Here is a 14,231-nt window from a genome sequence, read left to right as displayed (position 1 = left end):
CAAATTGACCCGATAGACAAAAGGCTGACCTGCAACCGTGCCTTTTGCGTCGCGCTCTGAGAAAATGCCCGCACTTTTTTTCCGGATGCCGACATGACTGCCCTGAAGAACGACCGTTTCCTTCGCGCCCTGCTCAAGCAACCCGTAGACGTCACCCCTGTGTGGATGATGCGTCAGGCCGGTCGCTACCTGCCTGAATACCGCGCCAGCCGTGCCAAGGCCGGTGACTTCATGAGCCTGTGCATGAACCCGGAGTTCGCTTGCGAAGTCACGATGCAACCGCTCGACCGCTATCCGCAACTGGACGCGGCGATCCTGTTCTCCGACATCCTGACCATCCCCGATGCCATGGGCCAGGGCCTGTACTTCGAAACCGGTGAAGGCCCGCGCTTCAAGAAAGTCGTCAGCACCCTGGCCGACATCGAAGCCCTGCCGATTCCTGATCCGCACAAAGACCTCGGCTACGTCATGGACGCGGTCAGCACCATCCGCCGCGAACTGAACGGTCGTGTGCCGTTGATCGGCTTCTCCGGTAGCCCATGGACCCTGGCCACCTACATGGTTGAAGGCGGCTCGTCGAAAGACTACCGCAAGACCAAAACCATGCTGTACGACAACCCGCAAGCCTTGCACCTGCTGCTAGACAAACTCGCGCAGACGGTCACCAGCTACCTCAACGGCCAGATCATGGCCGGTGCGCAAGCCGTGCAGATTTTCGATAGCTGGGGCGGCAGCCTCTCGGCGGCGGCGTACCAGGAATTCTCCCTGGCCTACATGAAAAAGATCGTCAGCGGCCTGATCCGCGAACACGAAGGCCGCAAGGTGCCGGTGATCCTGTTCACCAAGGGCGGCGGTTTGTGGCTGGAAAGCATCGCCGACGCTGGCGCTGATGCCTTGGGGCTGGACTGGACCTGCGACATCGGCAGCGCCCGTGATCGCGTCGGCAACAAAGTCGCGCTGCAAGGCAACATGGACCCGACCGTGCTGTACGCCAAACCGGAAGCCATTCGCACCGAAGTCGGGCGCATCCTCGCCAGCTACGGCAAAGGCAGCGGCCACGTGTTCAACCTGGGTCATGGCATCACCCCGGAAGTTGATCCGGAACACGCGGGTGCGTTCTTGCGCGCGGTGCATGAGTTGTCGGCGCAGTATCACGAGTGATCGTCGTCCAATAAAAAACGCCCGGCTAATGCCGGGCGTTTTTGTTTGCACGATCCAATGTCGGGCGCGGATCAAATATAGGAGTGAGCCTGCTCGCGATAGCGGTAAATCAGTCGCTGAATGTATTGGCTGACACTCCGCTATCGCGAGCAGGTTCACTCCTGCATGGGTTATGCGTCAGGCTTTCACTCCGCCCAGGGGCGGCAACTTCGCCAGTTTCAACGCCACTAGCAGCGCAATCACCAGCAACCCGCCAATGAACAACCCGATTCCGTTCCAGCCACCCAAATGCCAGAACACGCCCCCGGCAGTACCCGCAATGCTCGACCCGGCGTAATAGCTGAACAGATACAGTGAAGACGCCTGCCCCTTGGCCTTGATCGCCCGACGGCCGATCCAGCTGCTCGCCACGGAGTGCGCGGCAAAGAAGCCGAAGGTAAAGATAAGCATGCCAATGATCACTACCGGCAGCGGTGTGAACAGGGTCAGCGCCAGGCCGGCGAGCATCAGCACAATCGTCGCCCAGAGCACTTTGCGGCGACCCAGCTTGTCAGCCAGCGAACCGATCTTCGCCGAGCTGTAGATCCCCGAGAGGTACACCACCGAGAGCAGTCCGACGAAGGTTTGCTCCATGTGATACGGCTCGGCCAGCAAGCGGTAGCCGATGTAGTTGAACAGCGTGACGAACGCGCCCATCAACACAAAGGCTTCGAGGAACAACAACGGTAAACCGGCATCGCGAAAGTGCATGGTGAAGCCGTCGAGCAAGCTGCGCGGGTGCAGCGAGCGGGCGCGAAAGTTACGGGATTCGGGAAGGATTTTCCAGAACACCGCTGCGGCGATCAGCGCCAGGCCGCCGATCACCAGCATCGCCGTGTGCCAGCTGACGAAGTCGATCAACACGCCGGTGATCAAGCGCCCGCTCATCCCGCCAATCGCGTTGCCGCCGATGTACAAACCCATGGCCAGGCCGATGTGCTGTGGGTGAATCTCTTCGCTCAGGTACGTCATGGCGACCGCTGCCAGGCCGCTCAATGACAAACCGATCAGTGCGCGCATCACCAGCACGCCGTGCCAGCTCGGCATCATCGCGCTGGCCATGGTGCACAGCGCGGCGGCGAACAATGCGGCAACCATCACCGGTTTGCGGCCAACACGGTCGGAGATCGGGCCGGTGATCAGCAGGCCGATGGCGAGCATGCCGGTCGCGACCGACAGGATCAGGCTGCTCTGCGCCGCGTTGATCGAGTACTCGTGGGACAGCAGCGGCATCATCGGTTGCACGCAATAGAGCAACGCGAAGGTCGCGAAGCCGCCGGAGAACAGCGCCAGCACGGTGCGCATGAACATCGGCGTGCCTTTTTCGATGTAAATCTCCTTCAGCTCGGCGACGACATCGTCCGCCACGGCGGGCGGAACTTCATGGGCGAGTGGAGCGACAGCAGTTTTCACGTTGAACCTCGGAGGGACGCAGCCGGGCAGGCAATGAAAAAATCATATAGCTGCCTAATGATTCAATCCAATATATTGTTCGACCTGTTTGAGAGCTTTTACGACCTAATGGGGTTTTCATGGAATTGCGTCACCTGCGCTACTTCATCGCCGTCGCCGAAGAACTGCACTTTGGCCGCGCCGCTCAGGTGCTGGGCATCTCTCAGCCGCCGCTGAGCCAACAGATTCAGGCACTGGAGGCCGAGGTTGGCGCACGCTTGTTCGAGCGAACCAATCGTCGGGTCGAGCTCAGCGAAGCCGGTCGGTTGTTTCTGCAAGAGGCGCGATTGGCGCTGGCGCAAGTCGACAAAGCCGCCGACGTGGCGCGGCGTGCGCAACTGGGTGAACTCGGTGAACTGAAGATCGGTTTCACGTCCTCTGCACCGTTCAACTCGACCATTCCTCAGGCGATTTTTTCGTTCCGCCAGCGCTTCCCGGCGGTGCACCTTAATTTGCGGGAGCTGAGCAGCACCCAGGTCGCCGATGCGCTGGTCGACGAGTCGATCGAGGTCGGCATCATGCGACCGTTGGGGTTGCCGGATTCCCTCAGCGTCGTGGAGCTGATGCGCGAGCCACTGGTGGCGGTGCTCAGCTCCAAGCACCCCTTGGTCAATGGCAGCGAAGATGGACTGTTTCTGTCAGCACTGGCCCTCGAGCCTTTCGTCTTTTTCCCACGCAGCTATGGCAGCGGTCTCTACGCACAATTGCTCAGCCTGGCCCGCGATGCGGGTTTCAGTCCGCACTTTGCGCAAGAGGCGGGCGAGGCGATGACCATTATCGGCCTGGTAGCAGCGGGGCTTGGGGTGTCGGTGCTGCCGGCGTCGTATCAGCGGATGCGCATCGATGGCGTGGTGTATCGACCGTTGCTGGACCCCGCGGCGGTGTCGGCGGTGTGGCTGGTGCAGCGCAAGGATCAGAAATCGCCGATGGCCAAGGCGTTTGTCGAGTTGTTGACGCGTAAGGTTGAAGGGACTTAAGCGTGGGGACACTTCAGGCCTAGCGAGGCGAATGGCCAGTCGTTGCCCTGAGTTCTGTTTCGCGCAATACTCGCGCCGTTCCCGAAAGGGGCTTGTGAGACTCTGAGGATCCTGGGCAACCAGCCATCGCAGAGCCAGACAGGTACAGGGCGATGACAAGCCGGCCTGTTTGTGAAGGGGCGCCGAAAGGCGCCCTTTGTCGTTTTAGCATGACCCATCTCAGTCAATCTGTACCTGATCCCCACGCAACACCACCCCGGACGCTATCGCCTTCAGCACTTCTGATGGCGCGCAAACTCGCGCCTTGGGGCTTGCCATGTTTTTTTGATACATCCCTTCGCCTTTTTTCTGATCAGCCGATAACGGTTTCGGACTCATCACAAACAATGGAGATACAGGATGTTCAAGCAATTAACTTTTACCGCGTTGCTGGCCATGATGGCGCTGACCGGTGGTTGTGCTTCGGTAAAAATGGCGGATGACACTCAGGACGCTCAGGCGAAGACCTTCCAGGTCGCCCCGGACAAAGCCAACATCTACGTTTATCGCAACGAGAGCATGGGCGCTGGGGTGAAAATGCCGGTGACGCTGAACGGTAAACCGGTCGGCCAGACCGTCGCCAAGTCGTACCTGATGTTGGCCGTCCCGGCTGGTCAGCAGACCCTGGTGTCCTCGGCGGAAAACGATTCCGAACTGAAACTCACCGCAGAAGCCGGCAAGAACTACTTTGTCTGGCAGGAAGTGAAAGTGGGCTTCATCAAGGCACGCAACAACCTGCAAGTGGTTGATGACCAGACCGGTCGTGCTGGCGTTGCTGAAAGCAAGTTGATTCAAGCTCAGTAAGTATCGGGACGGTCCCTGCATCCAGTGCAGGGGCCGTACCAAGCAACATCACACCCGTCGCGCTAACTCATCCCCCATCGCCACGCCACACTCCCTTCTTGAGTAGATCCTGATAGCGCTCGCTTTCGCTTATGTGGCGGTCCAGCACCGGCCATGACAAACAACGCAAAAGAGTCATTCCTTTTACTCCAAACGTGGTTCAGGTCAGCGCCAACGACGGAAGATCAACGAGGTGTTGACGCCACCAAACGCGAAGTTGTTGTTCATCACGTATTCATTACTCATCTGCCGAAACTCCCCGCGCAAGTAGTCGAGCTTGCCGCAATGCGGATCGACCTCGTCGAGGTTCAACGTGTGGGCATACAAATCGCGGTTCATCATTTCGATGCTGAACCATGACTCCAGTGCACCGCAGGCGCCTAGCGTATGACCGAGGAAGCTTTTCTGCGAACTGATCGGCATGTGTTCGCCAAACAACGCGCTGGTGGCCAGTGTTTCGGCAATGTCGCCTTGTTCGGTTGCGGTGCCGTGGCCGTTCACGTAGCCGATGTCCGACGGTTGCAGTCCGGCGTCTTCCAGCGCGAGCTCCATGGCCCGGCGCATGGTCAGTTGCTCGGGACGGGTGGTGTGCTGACCGTCGGCGTTGCTTCCGAAGCCGACGAGTTCGGCGTGGATGCGCGCGCCGCGAGCCAGTGCGTGTTCCAGTTCTTCAAGCACCAGCATGCCGCCGCCTTCACCGATCACCAGACCGTCGCGACCCTTGTCATAAGGACGAGGGGTGGATTGCGGGGCGTCGTTTTTCAGGCTGGTGGCGTACAGCGCATCGAAGACCATGGCTTCGGTCGGGCACAGCTCTTCGGCGCCGCCCGCCAGCATCAGCGGCAGGCGGCCGAATTTGATCGACTCATAGGCGTAACCGATGCCCTGGCTACCGCTGGTACAGGCACTCGACGTCGGGATCAAACGGCCGGTGAGGCCGAAGAAAATGCTGATATTCGCAGCTGTGGTGTGCGGCATCATCCGCACGTAGGAGTTGGCGTTCAGGCCTTCGGCCACCGAGTTGAGCAGCATGTTGCCGAATGCCTTGATCTCGTCGGTGCTGCCGGTGGACGAGCCGCACGCGACGCCCATGCGCCCGTCCTTGATCGACTCGTCGCCCAGCAATCCGGCATCGGCCAGCGCTTGCTCGGCCGCGCCCACCGCAAGCCGCGACACCCGGCCCATGCTGCGCAATTGCTTGCGGGTCCAGTGGCTCGGGATCTTGAAGTCATCGATCGGGCCGGCCAGGCGCGTGTTGAGTTCGGTAAAGCGATCCCACTCGTCCATGCGCCGAATGCCGCTGCGATTGGCCGCAAAGTGCCCTGCGATGGTGTCCCAGTCGCTGCCCAGTGAAGTGATGCCGGCCATGCCGGTGACGACAACGCGCTTCATCAGCACAGGCCTCCATTGACGGCCAGAACCTGCCGGGTGATGTACGAGGCTTCCGCCGACATCAGGAAATTCACCGCGCCAGCCACCTCTTCCGGGGTGCCCATGCGTTGTGCGGGGATCATTTTCATCAGTTCTTCCACGGGCACGTTTTCGTCGAGCATGGCGGTGTCGATCAGGCCGGGCGCGACACAGTTGACGGTGATTTTACGCTTGCCCAATTCAATCGCCAGCGCCTTGGCTGCGCCGATGAGGCCGGCCTTGGAGGCGCTGTAGTTGACCTGGCCACGGTTGCCGATCAACCCCGACACCGAAGTGATACAGACAATTCGCCCGGCGGCGCGACGACGGATCATCGGCATCATCACCGGGTGCAGCACGTTGTAGAAACCGTCGAGGTTGGTGCGCATCACCACATCCCAATCATCCTCGCTCAGCGCCGGAAAAGCACCGTCGCGGGTCAGGCCGGCGTTGAGCACCACGCCGTAATAGGCGCCGTGGGCTTCGACGTCGGCTTCGAGAATGGCTTTGCAGCTGGCACGGTCGGAAACGTCGAACTGCAGGACGCGTGCATGGCGGCCCAAGGCTTCGATTTCGCCTTTTACCGCGATGGCGTCCGCGAGGCCGCTGCGGCAATGCAGCACGATGTCGTGCCCGGCCTGAGCCAGGCGCAAGGCGATGGCGCGGCCGATACCACGGCTGGAACCGGTGACCAGTACAGGTTCAGTCATGACTGGACTCCTTCGGGTTCATGTAGATATTGAGCGGCCTGAGGCGGACGAAACACGTTCAGGCGCGCGCTGGCGTGGATGCCCGGGGCGTTGATATGGCATTCGAACACGCCCATGCCATTGTCGTCTTCCAGCGAGCGCAGGCCGTGGATGGTCAGTTCCGTACCCGCCGGAAAGTGCTCGACGTTGCACTCGAATTTACGGCTGCCCAGCAGAAAGCCCAGCGCCACCGCATCACCGCGCTGGCGCGCATGGCAACCGGCGTAGGCGGCAACACTCTGGGCCATTATCTCGATGCCGACCCAGGCCGGCAGGCTGCCGTCGGGACGGTTGAACAGGCCGCCGGGTCTGACGGTGAGGCGGGTGTGAATCTGCTCGTCATCGAACGCCAGGATCTGCTCGATGAGGATCATGTCGCCAGCGTGGGGCAGCAACTCGGCGAGCGGCCAGTCAATCATGGTGCATCTCCGATAATCAGGCTGACGTTGTTGCCACCGAAGGCAAAGGAATTGCTCATCAAATAGCGAGGTGCAATGGACGTCAGGCGATCGGCCGGGGTCACCCAATGCAGCGCGGGCAGGAGCGGGTCGGGCTGGCCGTCCCAGAGATGAGGCGCGAGGGCGTGGTCGCGATTGTCCGGGCTCAGGCTCAGCCAACAGAACGCGGCTTCCAGAGCGCCGGCAGCGCCGAGGGTGTGACCGGTCATCGGCTTGGTCGATGAGCAGGGTACGCCTTGCGGGAACAGCGTCGCCACGGCGAGGCTTTCCATGGCGTCGTTATGCTGGGTTGCGGTGCCGTGCAGGTTCAGGTAATGGATCTGCTGCGGTTGCAGGTTTGCCCGGTTCAGGGCTTTGCTCATGGCTTGCAGTGCACCACGACCGGTCGGTTCCGGCGCGGAGATATGGTGCGCATCGGAGCTGGCGCCGCTGCCGAGCAAGGCAATGGCCTGGCCATCTCCTGCGTTTTTGCTCATCAGAAACAACACGGCGGCTTCGCCGATGTTGATGCCGTTGCGGTTGACTGAAAACGGATTGCAGCGTTGTCCGGACACCGCTTCCAGGGCCGAGAAGCCGTTGAGGGTCAGTTTGCACAAGCTGTCGACGCCGCCGCACAACACCGCGTCGCACAGGCCCAGGTCCAGCAGGCGCTGGGCACTCATCAGCGCCCGGGCGCTGGAGGTGCAGGCGGTGGAAATCACATAGGCCGGACCGCTCAATTGCAGCCAGTCGGCGAGGAAGCTGGCCGGCGCGCCGAGTTCCTGTTGCTGATAGTCGTACTCGGCAGGGAATTGATGTTCACGGATGTAATGGGCCAACCCACGGCTGGCCTCATCGATACCCGAGGTGCTGGTGCCCAGAATCACGCCGATCCGATCACGGCCGTAGGTCTGGACCGCCTGATCAATCTCGTCGCGAATTTGCAGTGCGGCGTCCATCAGCAATTGGTTGTTGCGAGTGTCTTGCACTTTCAACTCAAGCGGAATCGACGGCAGTTCGCCGCTCACTGCCGCTACCGGCAAGGCGCGCTCTGGCACCCAGCCGGTTTCGACGCGCAGGCCCGAGCAATCGCCGGCAAACAGATTGGCGGCAACCTCGTGTTTGCCACGACCCAATGCGCAGATCACCCCGAGGGCATTCAAGTAGGCTGTCATGGTGCTTCCCCGCTCAGCGGCGTGACTTCATACCGGGGCCCCTTGGGCAGGTTCAATTCAAAGGTCATGGGCTGTGAATATAAGACGTCCCAGTGTGTTGGCAGCGAGCGTTGCCTGCCGTGCTGCCAGGCAGTGGGGTAATTACCCGACAGTTCGTCCTTGGGGGTCAGGGCAAACAGCAACGCGGCGAACAGCTCCCGGGCTTCCGGGTTGGGCGGCAACAGACCATCGGCGTGCCATTTGCCATCGATCAGTTTCTGCCGCGCTTGTGGAATGCCCAGCAGATCCATCATCGACCAGCGAAGCCCCACCTCTTCCTGCTGGATCACCAATACCCAGTCCTGACGTTGCGCGGCTTCCAGGCGCTGGATGTGCAGTTGCAGCGGCAACGACAGCTTCGGGATGTGCTCGGGCAGCGGTGCCTGGCTGGCGCAAGCGCTCAGCAACAGCAGGCAGCCCAGGAGCAGAAAACGGATCATCAGGCATTACCTTCAAGGGAGTTGCACCGCAAACAGGCGGTCCTGTCATTCATGTGACATCTCTGGCGCAGAGTTCTGACAACATGCGCAGCCGACGCTTGGGTTCACTGACGAACGGGTTGCGTTCGTCCCAGGCATAACCGGCGAGAATGGCGCTGATCATGCGGCGGATATCCGGTGAGCCGCCTGTGTGGAAGATCACATCCTGGAAGGTCCCGGCGTACCAGCCCTCGACGTAGCAACGGAAGGTGTCGACGCCACGCTTGAGCGGTTCGGCGAACTCGCTCTGCCAGTCCACGCTTTGCCCTTGCAGTTGGCGATGCAACACGCCCGCGGCCATGCTCGCCGAGCGCATGGCGATGGTCACGCCGGAGGAGAACACCGGGTCGAGGAATTCCGCGGCGTTGCCGAGCAGCGCAAAGCCCGGGCCGTGCAAGGTTTTGACGTTGGCCGAGTAGCCGCCGATGGTGCGTGCGGGCGTGTCCCACACGGCATTTTTCAGTACGCCAGCCAGGCTTGGGGTTTCAGCGATGAACCCGCGCAGGCACTCGTCCAGATTCTCCATGCGGCCTTCGAAATGTTCAGCGGCCGCGACCACGCCCACCGAACATCGACCGTTGCTGAACGGGATGGTCCAGAACCAGATGTCGCGATGGATGGGGTGGGTCGTAATCAGGATCTTTTCCCGCTCGAAAGACGGGCTGTCGATGTGGTCTTCGATATGGGTAAACACGGCCTGGCGCACCGGAAAATTCGACGGCGCTTCAAGGTCCAGCAGGCGCGGCAGCACACGACCGTAGCCGCTGGCGTCGAGCACGAAATCCGCTTCGACGCGGTACTGGCTGCCGTCTTCGCGCAGCACCTCGAGCTGCGGCTTGGGCAAGTCGAAATCGACGCTGACGATGGCTTCGCCATAACGCACCTCTACGCCTTGCAGCGCAGCCTGATCGGCCAGCAGCTTGTCGAAATCGGCCCGTTGCACCTGGAACGTGGTCGGCTTGCCATGGCTGAACGTGTCGCCAAAATCGAAGGCGCTGTACTGCTCGCCCCAGGCGAAGGCGGCGCCGTTTTTAAGCTGGAAACCTGCAGCGTTCACGGCCTCGAGCATGCCGGCTTCTTCAACGAAATCCAGGCAATGCGATAACAGGCTCTCGCCGATGGAGAACCGTGGGAAGTGCTGGCGCTCGATCATCAGCACATCATGACCGTTACGCTTGAGCAGCGCGGCAGCGATGGCGCCCGAGGGCCCCGCGCCGATGACGACGACCTGGCGACGTTGCATTTCAACTGTTGGCACGGGGGCTCCTTGCCGGGGCGGCGATGTTCAAAGGGGGGCTGTGCATGCCGGCCAGTGCCGGCAGCAGCGTCGCGATCAGGCCCATCACCATCAGCGCAAAGTACAGCGCCGGGCTGATGAGCTGTTGTTGCAGCAGCAGGTTGAGAAAAACGATCTCGCTCAAGCCACGAATGTTCAGCAGCAAGCTTTCCCGCCAGCGACTGGCGCCTTCAAAGGAGGCGCCGGCCCAGCCGAGACCCAGCCAGTTGCCCAGCAGTTTGCTGGCAATCGGCAACAGCAGCAATGCGGCCAGTTGTAGCCAGCTCAGGCTGGTCATGGCGGCGTGAACGTTGATCTGCACAATGCCGAACGTGAGGATCAGCGGAATGGCGATCCAGGTTTGCAGACGGGTCATCCACACTGCGGACATTGGCCACACCAGCGGTACTTTCAGCGCGGCCATGCACAGCAGATAACCGATGCCGAAAATCAGCGCATTGAGCTTGAAGTGCTCGGCGACCACCAGCAGCGCGAAAAAACAGCCGCTGTGCAGCAACGGCTGACGCAGACCGAGCACACGCAACAGCACCGGCAGGCAGGCGCCAGCCAGCGGCAGGAGCAAACTGCTCAGGTGCAGGCTGCCTTGGGCGAAGCCGAACAGCGTCCAGCACGCCAGGTCGATGAGGATCGCGGTCTGCACCAGGCGCCGGGTGGCGTCGGGCGGGTAGTTGATGTGGCGCAGGTACAAATACAGCACCGGAATCGCGGTGATGGCGAACACCAGGCCCACCGCCAATGAACTGATCCACGATTGCGCGGGCAGCAACCACACCGCCGTCGCCAACCCGCCCGCGAACGGAACGCAAAAACTCGGCAGGGCGATTTTCAGGCTCTGGCGGTCCAGCCGCAGGTCGATCACGTCGCTGAGAATGTGCCCCAGCAGCAAGGCAAAGCTCAGGCTGTAGAGGTTTTTCAGCCATGTCGGCGAGATCAGTTCAGCGCCGCTGAGCTGCCAGCCGGGCTCGATCCAGAGGTACATCAGCAGCGGCAGGCCGAAGGTCGCCAGCAGCAACTGGCTGACGATCGGGATCAGGCCAAAATGACGACCGACACGGGTGGCCACGGCGAACAGCGCGAGGGCCATCAGCCAGAACAGGGCGATCATCATGCGGCTGACTCCGCAACCGGAGCCGTGTGCAGATGTCGGCCCGCCCATGGCGCCAGGATGAAACTGAAAGCCAGCCCCAGGCTCACTGACAATCCAAAATTGCTCACGGCCGGGGTACTTGATACGGCGAGCAGACCGAACGACAGCCAAGTGGTCAGCGCTGCCAGCAAGGTGCCGAGCAGGCTCACAGCGGCGCCGCCGACCTGTTCGCGCATGAGGATTGCGTAATCGACGCTGATCGCCGTCACCAGCAGCAGGCCGAACAGGCTGAACAGCGTCAACGGTTGCCCCAGCCAGCCGAGACTGGCCAGGCTGCACAGCGCGGCGAGCAGTGGCAGGGCGACGATGCGCAGGGCACCGCCGAAACCGAATGGTAGCATCAACACCAGCACGATCAGTGCGCAGGAGGCGAGTTTGAGCTCTGCTGCGCTGATCTGTGTCGCGGCGAAAACGCTGTTCAATTCACCGAGGCGGTCGACCAGTTTGACGCCGGGCAAGTCCAACGCCTGAACGCGTAACAGGGTCGGGTCGTTGAGCCCTTGCAGGCTGACCATCGCTGCCACGCCACCGTCATCGGTCGGCCCCAGCCACAGTGGACGATAAGGTTCAGCCAGCGGCCCGAGCAGTGCGGCATCGATGTCTTCGGTGGGCAACGCCTGCAATTTCGTCAGCTCGGCATTCAGCGCTTCGGCCGGTACGCCGACGGCGAGCAGTGGTTGCCAGAACTGCGGCAGTTTACTCAGTGCATTACGCACTTGCTGCTGTTCACTTGGCTGGCTCACGAGCTGATTCAGCGACAGGTAACCCTGAAGTTTTTCCAGGTTCACCAACTGATTCAGCCGTTCGCTCAACGCGGTCTGACGCTCCAGCAGTTCTTGCTGATTGGCGCCGCGCACCAGGAAGAACTGGCTGGTCGGTTGAAAACCCGTGATGCGCGCAATGGTCTTGGCTTCGTCAGTCAATTGCTGCGGTGCGCCGATCCATTGGCGGATGTCGTTTTTGCTGTCGAGTTTCAGCAGACCGCCCACGCAGAAGGCAATCAGCAGGGCCAGCAACACCGGGGTGCTGGCCTGTTTGAGCAGCGCGTCACGCAGGCTCAGCAAACATTCGCAGAGGCGCAGTGGCCATTGTGCTGGACGGATATCGGCGCCCTTGAGCAGTGCCGGCAACAGACAAACGGCGGACAGATAGGCACCCAGCAAACCGGCGGCGGAGAACACGGCGATCTGGGTCAGGGCCGGGAACGGTGTCCACGCCAGCGCCAGGTAACCGATGCAACTGGTGATCAGGCTCAGCGTCAGGCCCGGCAGCGTCAGGCGCAACGCGGGCCAGCTGTGCCAGGGTTTCAGGCTCCAGCTTTTCGACAGGTAATGCAGCGGATAGTCGACGGCCACACCGATCAGGCTGGAGCCGAGCACCAGCGTCATCACATGCATATGGCCGAACAACGCCACGCAGGCCACCGCGCCAAACAGCATGCCCACCAGCACCGGAACGAACGCGAGCAATACCCGCCATCGCCGGAAGGCCAGCAACAGCAACGCCAATATCCCCAGCGTGGCGCCGCCGCCGACCCATGTCATCTCGCGGGTGGCTTGTTGCTGACCGCTCGCGGCGTAGAGCAATCCGCTGGCTGCCAGCAATTGCACGTCAGACTGCGCCGCTTGTTCGCGGCTATGTTTCAGCAGGTCGGCCACTTGCAGCGGCAGGCTCATGTCGAACGCATTGCCGGTGGTTTTTGCCCGCAGCATCACCCAGCTCTTGCCGTCGGCGTCGGCGATCAACGCGCCGCTGCCAATGTCCAGTTGCACGGCGCCGTGTTGCGGTTGGCTGTTCTGAATGCGTCCGGTCAGGCCCAACCAGTCATCCTGGCTCGGCACCAGACTGAAGCCGGTAAACGGGTCGAACAGCGCCTGAACCCGTTGCTGGATGAAGACGTCTGGATGCTCGATCAGTTGCTGTCGATCCGCCTCGGACAGCATTGCCAATCGGCCTTGCAGCAGTTGCGTGCGCAGTGCGGGCAAGTCGGCTTGTAACGTCCACTGCACCTTCTCGAACAGACCGCTGGCCTGCCATTGCTCGCCGAGTTTCTGCGCCATGGCGATGGCTTGCTCGCGATCCTTGTGGCCGACCAACACCAGCATTTCGCGGTTCAGCGGTGCTTGCATGCGTTGTTCGGCGCGCAGTTCCAGCGCATCCGGCGCCGTGCCCGGCACCAGTTCCATCAGGTTGGCCGACAGCGGCGCGCCATCGCGCCATTGCCAACCGGCGAGCGCGAGCACTGCCAGCAGCAGGATCAGGAATAGCCATGGCAGCCTGCGTTCACTCGGCAAAGTCATGTTGCTCCGCAGTGCTCAAGGGTTGGGCGCTGGTGCTGTCCTGCATGCGTAACAGGGTGCTGTCGCCTTGGGTTTCCAGCAGTTCGATGGTGCTCACCAATTCACTGCCGGTGATGTTGATCTGCTTGAACACTTGCTTGAGCAGCAGCGAGCGCGGGATCAACGTCAACTTCCAGTTCTGCGCGTCGCCGCTCAATGACAGCTCGAAGTCACGCTGCAAACCGCTGCTGTCGCCTTGCAGCACGGCGAGGAACAAGCGGTTCTGCTCGGCGCCGGCGCTCTTGTCCGGCAGCATTTGCCAACCGCTGGCGTCGCGTCGGGCGATGCCGTTGGCGGTGATCCGGTAATCCTGTTGCAGCGGGGTTTTCAGCAGCCACAGCAGGCCATGATTTTTTGCGAGAACGAACGTGCCCTTGCTGGTCAGCGGTTGGGGCAGGGCGCGCAGGTGTTTTTCCTGGATGAAGTTACCGTGGATGACATCGGGTTTGGCCAGTTGATCGCTCAACTGCTGCGAATCAAATGCCTGCGCAAGTGAAGAGAAACCGAGCATCACCACAAACATGTAGCAGCTGCTGAGCCCGCGAGGCTGCGTCCGGCGGCGAAGCCGTCGTAAAACCTGCACATGCGGTGCTTCAGCAAAAACGCAGGGCGACTGCTGCGCAGCCGAACGCAGGCTTCGCCAGCTGC

The 14,231-nt window shown here is 61.5% G+C and carries 13 protein-coding genes; 3 read left to right on the top strand and 10 right to left on the bottom strand.

The genetic code is table 11. From position 1 onward, the window contains the following. Positions 1–93 precede the first annotated feature (93 nt). The gene (gene hemE, locus D882_RS0104270) at positions 94–1,161 is read left to right on the top strand and encodes a uroporphyrinogen decarboxylase (RefSeq protein ID WP_027922090.1); all 1,068 of its coding nucleotides are present in this window, start codon (positions 94–96) and stop codon (positions 1,159–1,161) included. A 177-nt stretch (positions 1,162–1,338) separates the two neighbouring features. On the opposite strand, the gene D882_RS0104265 is transcribed toward hemE, so the two are convergent. Then, positions 1,339–2,613 (bottom strand): MFS transporter, encoded by a 1,275-nt coding sequence (locus D882_RS0104265; protein WP_027922089.1) that lies wholly within the window; start codon positions 2,611–2,613, stop codon positions 1,339–1,341. A 119-nt stretch (positions 2,614–2,732) separates the two neighbouring features. Here D882_RS0104265 and D882_RS0104260 point away from each other — a divergent pair, with 119 nt between their 5' ends. After that, positions 2,733–3,629: a LysR family transcriptional regulator gene (locus D882_RS0104260; protein ID WP_027922088.1), complete on the top strand. Its 897-nt coding sequence runs from the start codon at positions 2,733–2,735 to the stop codon at positions 3,627–3,629. 399 nt (positions 3,630–4,028) lie between these two features. Beyond that, positions 4,029–4,472: a DUF2846 domain-containing protein gene (locus D882_RS0104255; protein WP_027922087.1), complete on the top strand. Its 444-nt coding sequence runs from the start codon at positions 4,029–4,031 to the stop codon at positions 4,470–4,472. Positions 4,473–4,676: 204 nt separating this feature from the next. On the opposite strand, the gene D882_RS0104250 is transcribed toward D882_RS0104255, so the two are convergent. Genes D882_RS0104250 through D882_RS0104210 form a run of 9 tightly spaced genes read right to left on the bottom strand, consistent with a single transcriptional unit; the run spans position 4,677 to position 14,106 of the window. After that, entirely contained in the window at positions 4,677–5,903 is a 1,227-nt protein-coding gene (locus tag D882_RS0104250; RefSeq protein WP_027922086.1) for a beta-ketoacyl-ACP synthase, read from the bottom strand. Then, positions 5,903–6,631 carry a 3-oxoacyl-ACP reductase FabG gene (gene fabG / locus D882_RS0104245; RefSeq protein WP_027922085.1) on the bottom strand — a complete coding sequence of 243 codons (729 nt, stop codon included), beginning with the start codon at positions 6,629–6,631 and terminating at the stop codon, positions 5,903–5,905. The genes D882_RS0104250 and fabG overlap by 1 nt, the downstream gene beginning before the upstream one ends. After that, positions 6,628–7,089 carry a hotdog family protein gene (locus D882_RS0104240; protein WP_027922084.1) on the bottom strand — a complete coding sequence of 154 codons (462 nt, stop codon included), beginning with the start codon at positions 7,087–7,089 and terminating at the stop codon, positions 6,628–6,630. The genes fabG and D882_RS0104240 overlap by 4 nt, the downstream gene beginning before the upstream one ends. After that, positions 7,086–8,282, bottom strand: a complete 1,197-nt coding sequence (locus D882_RS0104235) for a beta-ketoacyl-[acyl-carrier-protein] synthase family protein (protein ID WP_027922083.1) — start codon at positions 8,280–8,282, stop codon at positions 7,086–7,088. The genes D882_RS0104240 and D882_RS0104235 overlap by 4 nt, the downstream gene beginning before the upstream one ends. Then, positions 8,279–8,761 (bottom strand): hypothetical protein, encoded by a 483-nt coding sequence (locus tag D882_RS0104230; RefSeq protein ID WP_027922082.1) that lies wholly within the window; start codon positions 8,759–8,761, stop codon positions 8,279–8,281. Before D882_RS0104230 ends, D882_RS0104235 begins: the two co-directional genes overlap by 4 nt. A 49-nt stretch (positions 8,762–8,810) precedes the next feature. Next, positions 8,811–10,058, bottom strand: a complete 1,248-nt coding sequence (locus D882_RS0104225) for an NAD(P)/FAD-dependent oxidoreductase (protein WP_027922081.1) — start codon at positions 10,056–10,058, stop codon at positions 8,811–8,813. Continuing rightward, positions 10,045–11,205, bottom strand: coding sequence for a hypothetical protein (locus D882_RS0104220; RefSeq protein WP_027922080.1), 1,161 nt, complete (start codon positions 11,203–11,205; stop codon positions 10,045–10,047). The genes D882_RS0104225 and D882_RS0104220 overlap by 14 nt, the downstream gene beginning before the upstream one ends. Next, entirely contained in the window at positions 11,202–13,544 is a 2,343-nt protein-coding gene (locus D882_RS0104215; RefSeq protein WP_027922079.1) for an MMPL family transporter, read from the bottom strand. Before D882_RS0104215 ends, D882_RS0104220 begins: the two co-directional genes overlap by 4 nt. Beyond that, on the bottom strand, positions 13,528–14,106 hold the full coding sequence (locus tag D882_RS0104210) for an outer membrane lipoprotein carrier protein LolA (protein ID WP_027922078.1): 579 nt from the start codon (positions 14,104–14,106) through the stop codon (positions 13,528–13,530). The genes D882_RS0104215 and D882_RS0104210 overlap by 17 nt, the downstream gene beginning before the upstream one ends. Positions 14,107–14,231 lie beyond the last annotated feature (125 nt).

This window comes from Pseudomonas sp. URMO17WK12:I12 (genome assembly GCF_000514395.1).
In the GTDB taxonomy this organism is placed as follows: Bacteria; Pseudomonadota; Gammaproteobacteria; order Pseudomonadales; family Pseudomonadaceae; genus Aquipseudomonas; species Aquipseudomonas mucoides.
Note: the sequence above shows the minus strand (reverse complement) of the source record. Positions and strands in the feature narration are given on the sequence as shown.

Excerpts from the sequence above, each read along its gene's own strand:
- D882_RS0104210 (WP_027922078.1), bottom strand. The coding sequence starts at position 14,106 with ATGTTTGTGGTGATGCTCGGTTTCTCTTCACTTGCGCAGGCATTTGAT.
- hemE (WP_027922090.1), top strand. The coding sequence starts at position 94 with ATGACTGCCCTGAAGAACGACCGTTTCCTTCGCGCCCTGCTCAAGCAA.
- D882_RS0104220 (WP_027922080.1), bottom strand. The coding sequence starts at position 11,205 with ATGATGATCGCCCTGTTCTGGCTGATGGCCCTCGCGCTGTTCGCCGTG.
- D882_RS0104230 (WP_027922082.1), bottom strand. The coding sequence starts at position 8,761 with ATGATCCGTTTTCTGCTCCTGGGCTGCCTGCTGTTGCTGAGCGCTTGC.
- D882_RS0104250 (WP_027922086.1), bottom strand. The coding sequence starts at position 5,903 with ATGAAGCGCGTTGTCGTCACCGGCATGGCCGGCATCACTTCACTGGGC.
- D882_RS0104255 (WP_027922087.1), top strand. The coding sequence starts at position 4,029 with ATGTTCAAGCAATTAACTTTTACCGCGTTGCTGGCCATGATGGCGCTG.
- fabG (WP_027922085.1), bottom strand. The coding sequence starts at position 6,631 with ATGACTGAACCTGTACTGGTCACCGGTTCCAGCCGTGGTATCGGCCGC.
- D882_RS0104260 (WP_027922088.1), top strand. The coding sequence starts at position 2,733 with ATGGAATTGCGTCACCTGCGCTACTTCATCGCCGTCGCCGAAGAACTG.
- D882_RS0104215 (WP_027922079.1), bottom strand. The coding sequence starts at position 13,544 with ATGACTTTGCCGAGTGAACGCAGGCTGCCATGGCTATTCCTGATCCTG.
- D882_RS0104240 (WP_027922084.1), bottom strand. The coding sequence starts at position 7,089 with ATGATTGACTGGCCGCTCGCCGAGTTGCTGCCCCACGCTGGCGACATG.
- D882_RS0104235 (WP_027922083.1), bottom strand. The coding sequence starts at position 8,282 with ATGACAGCCTACTTGAATGCCCTCGGGGTGATCTGCGCATTGGGTCGT.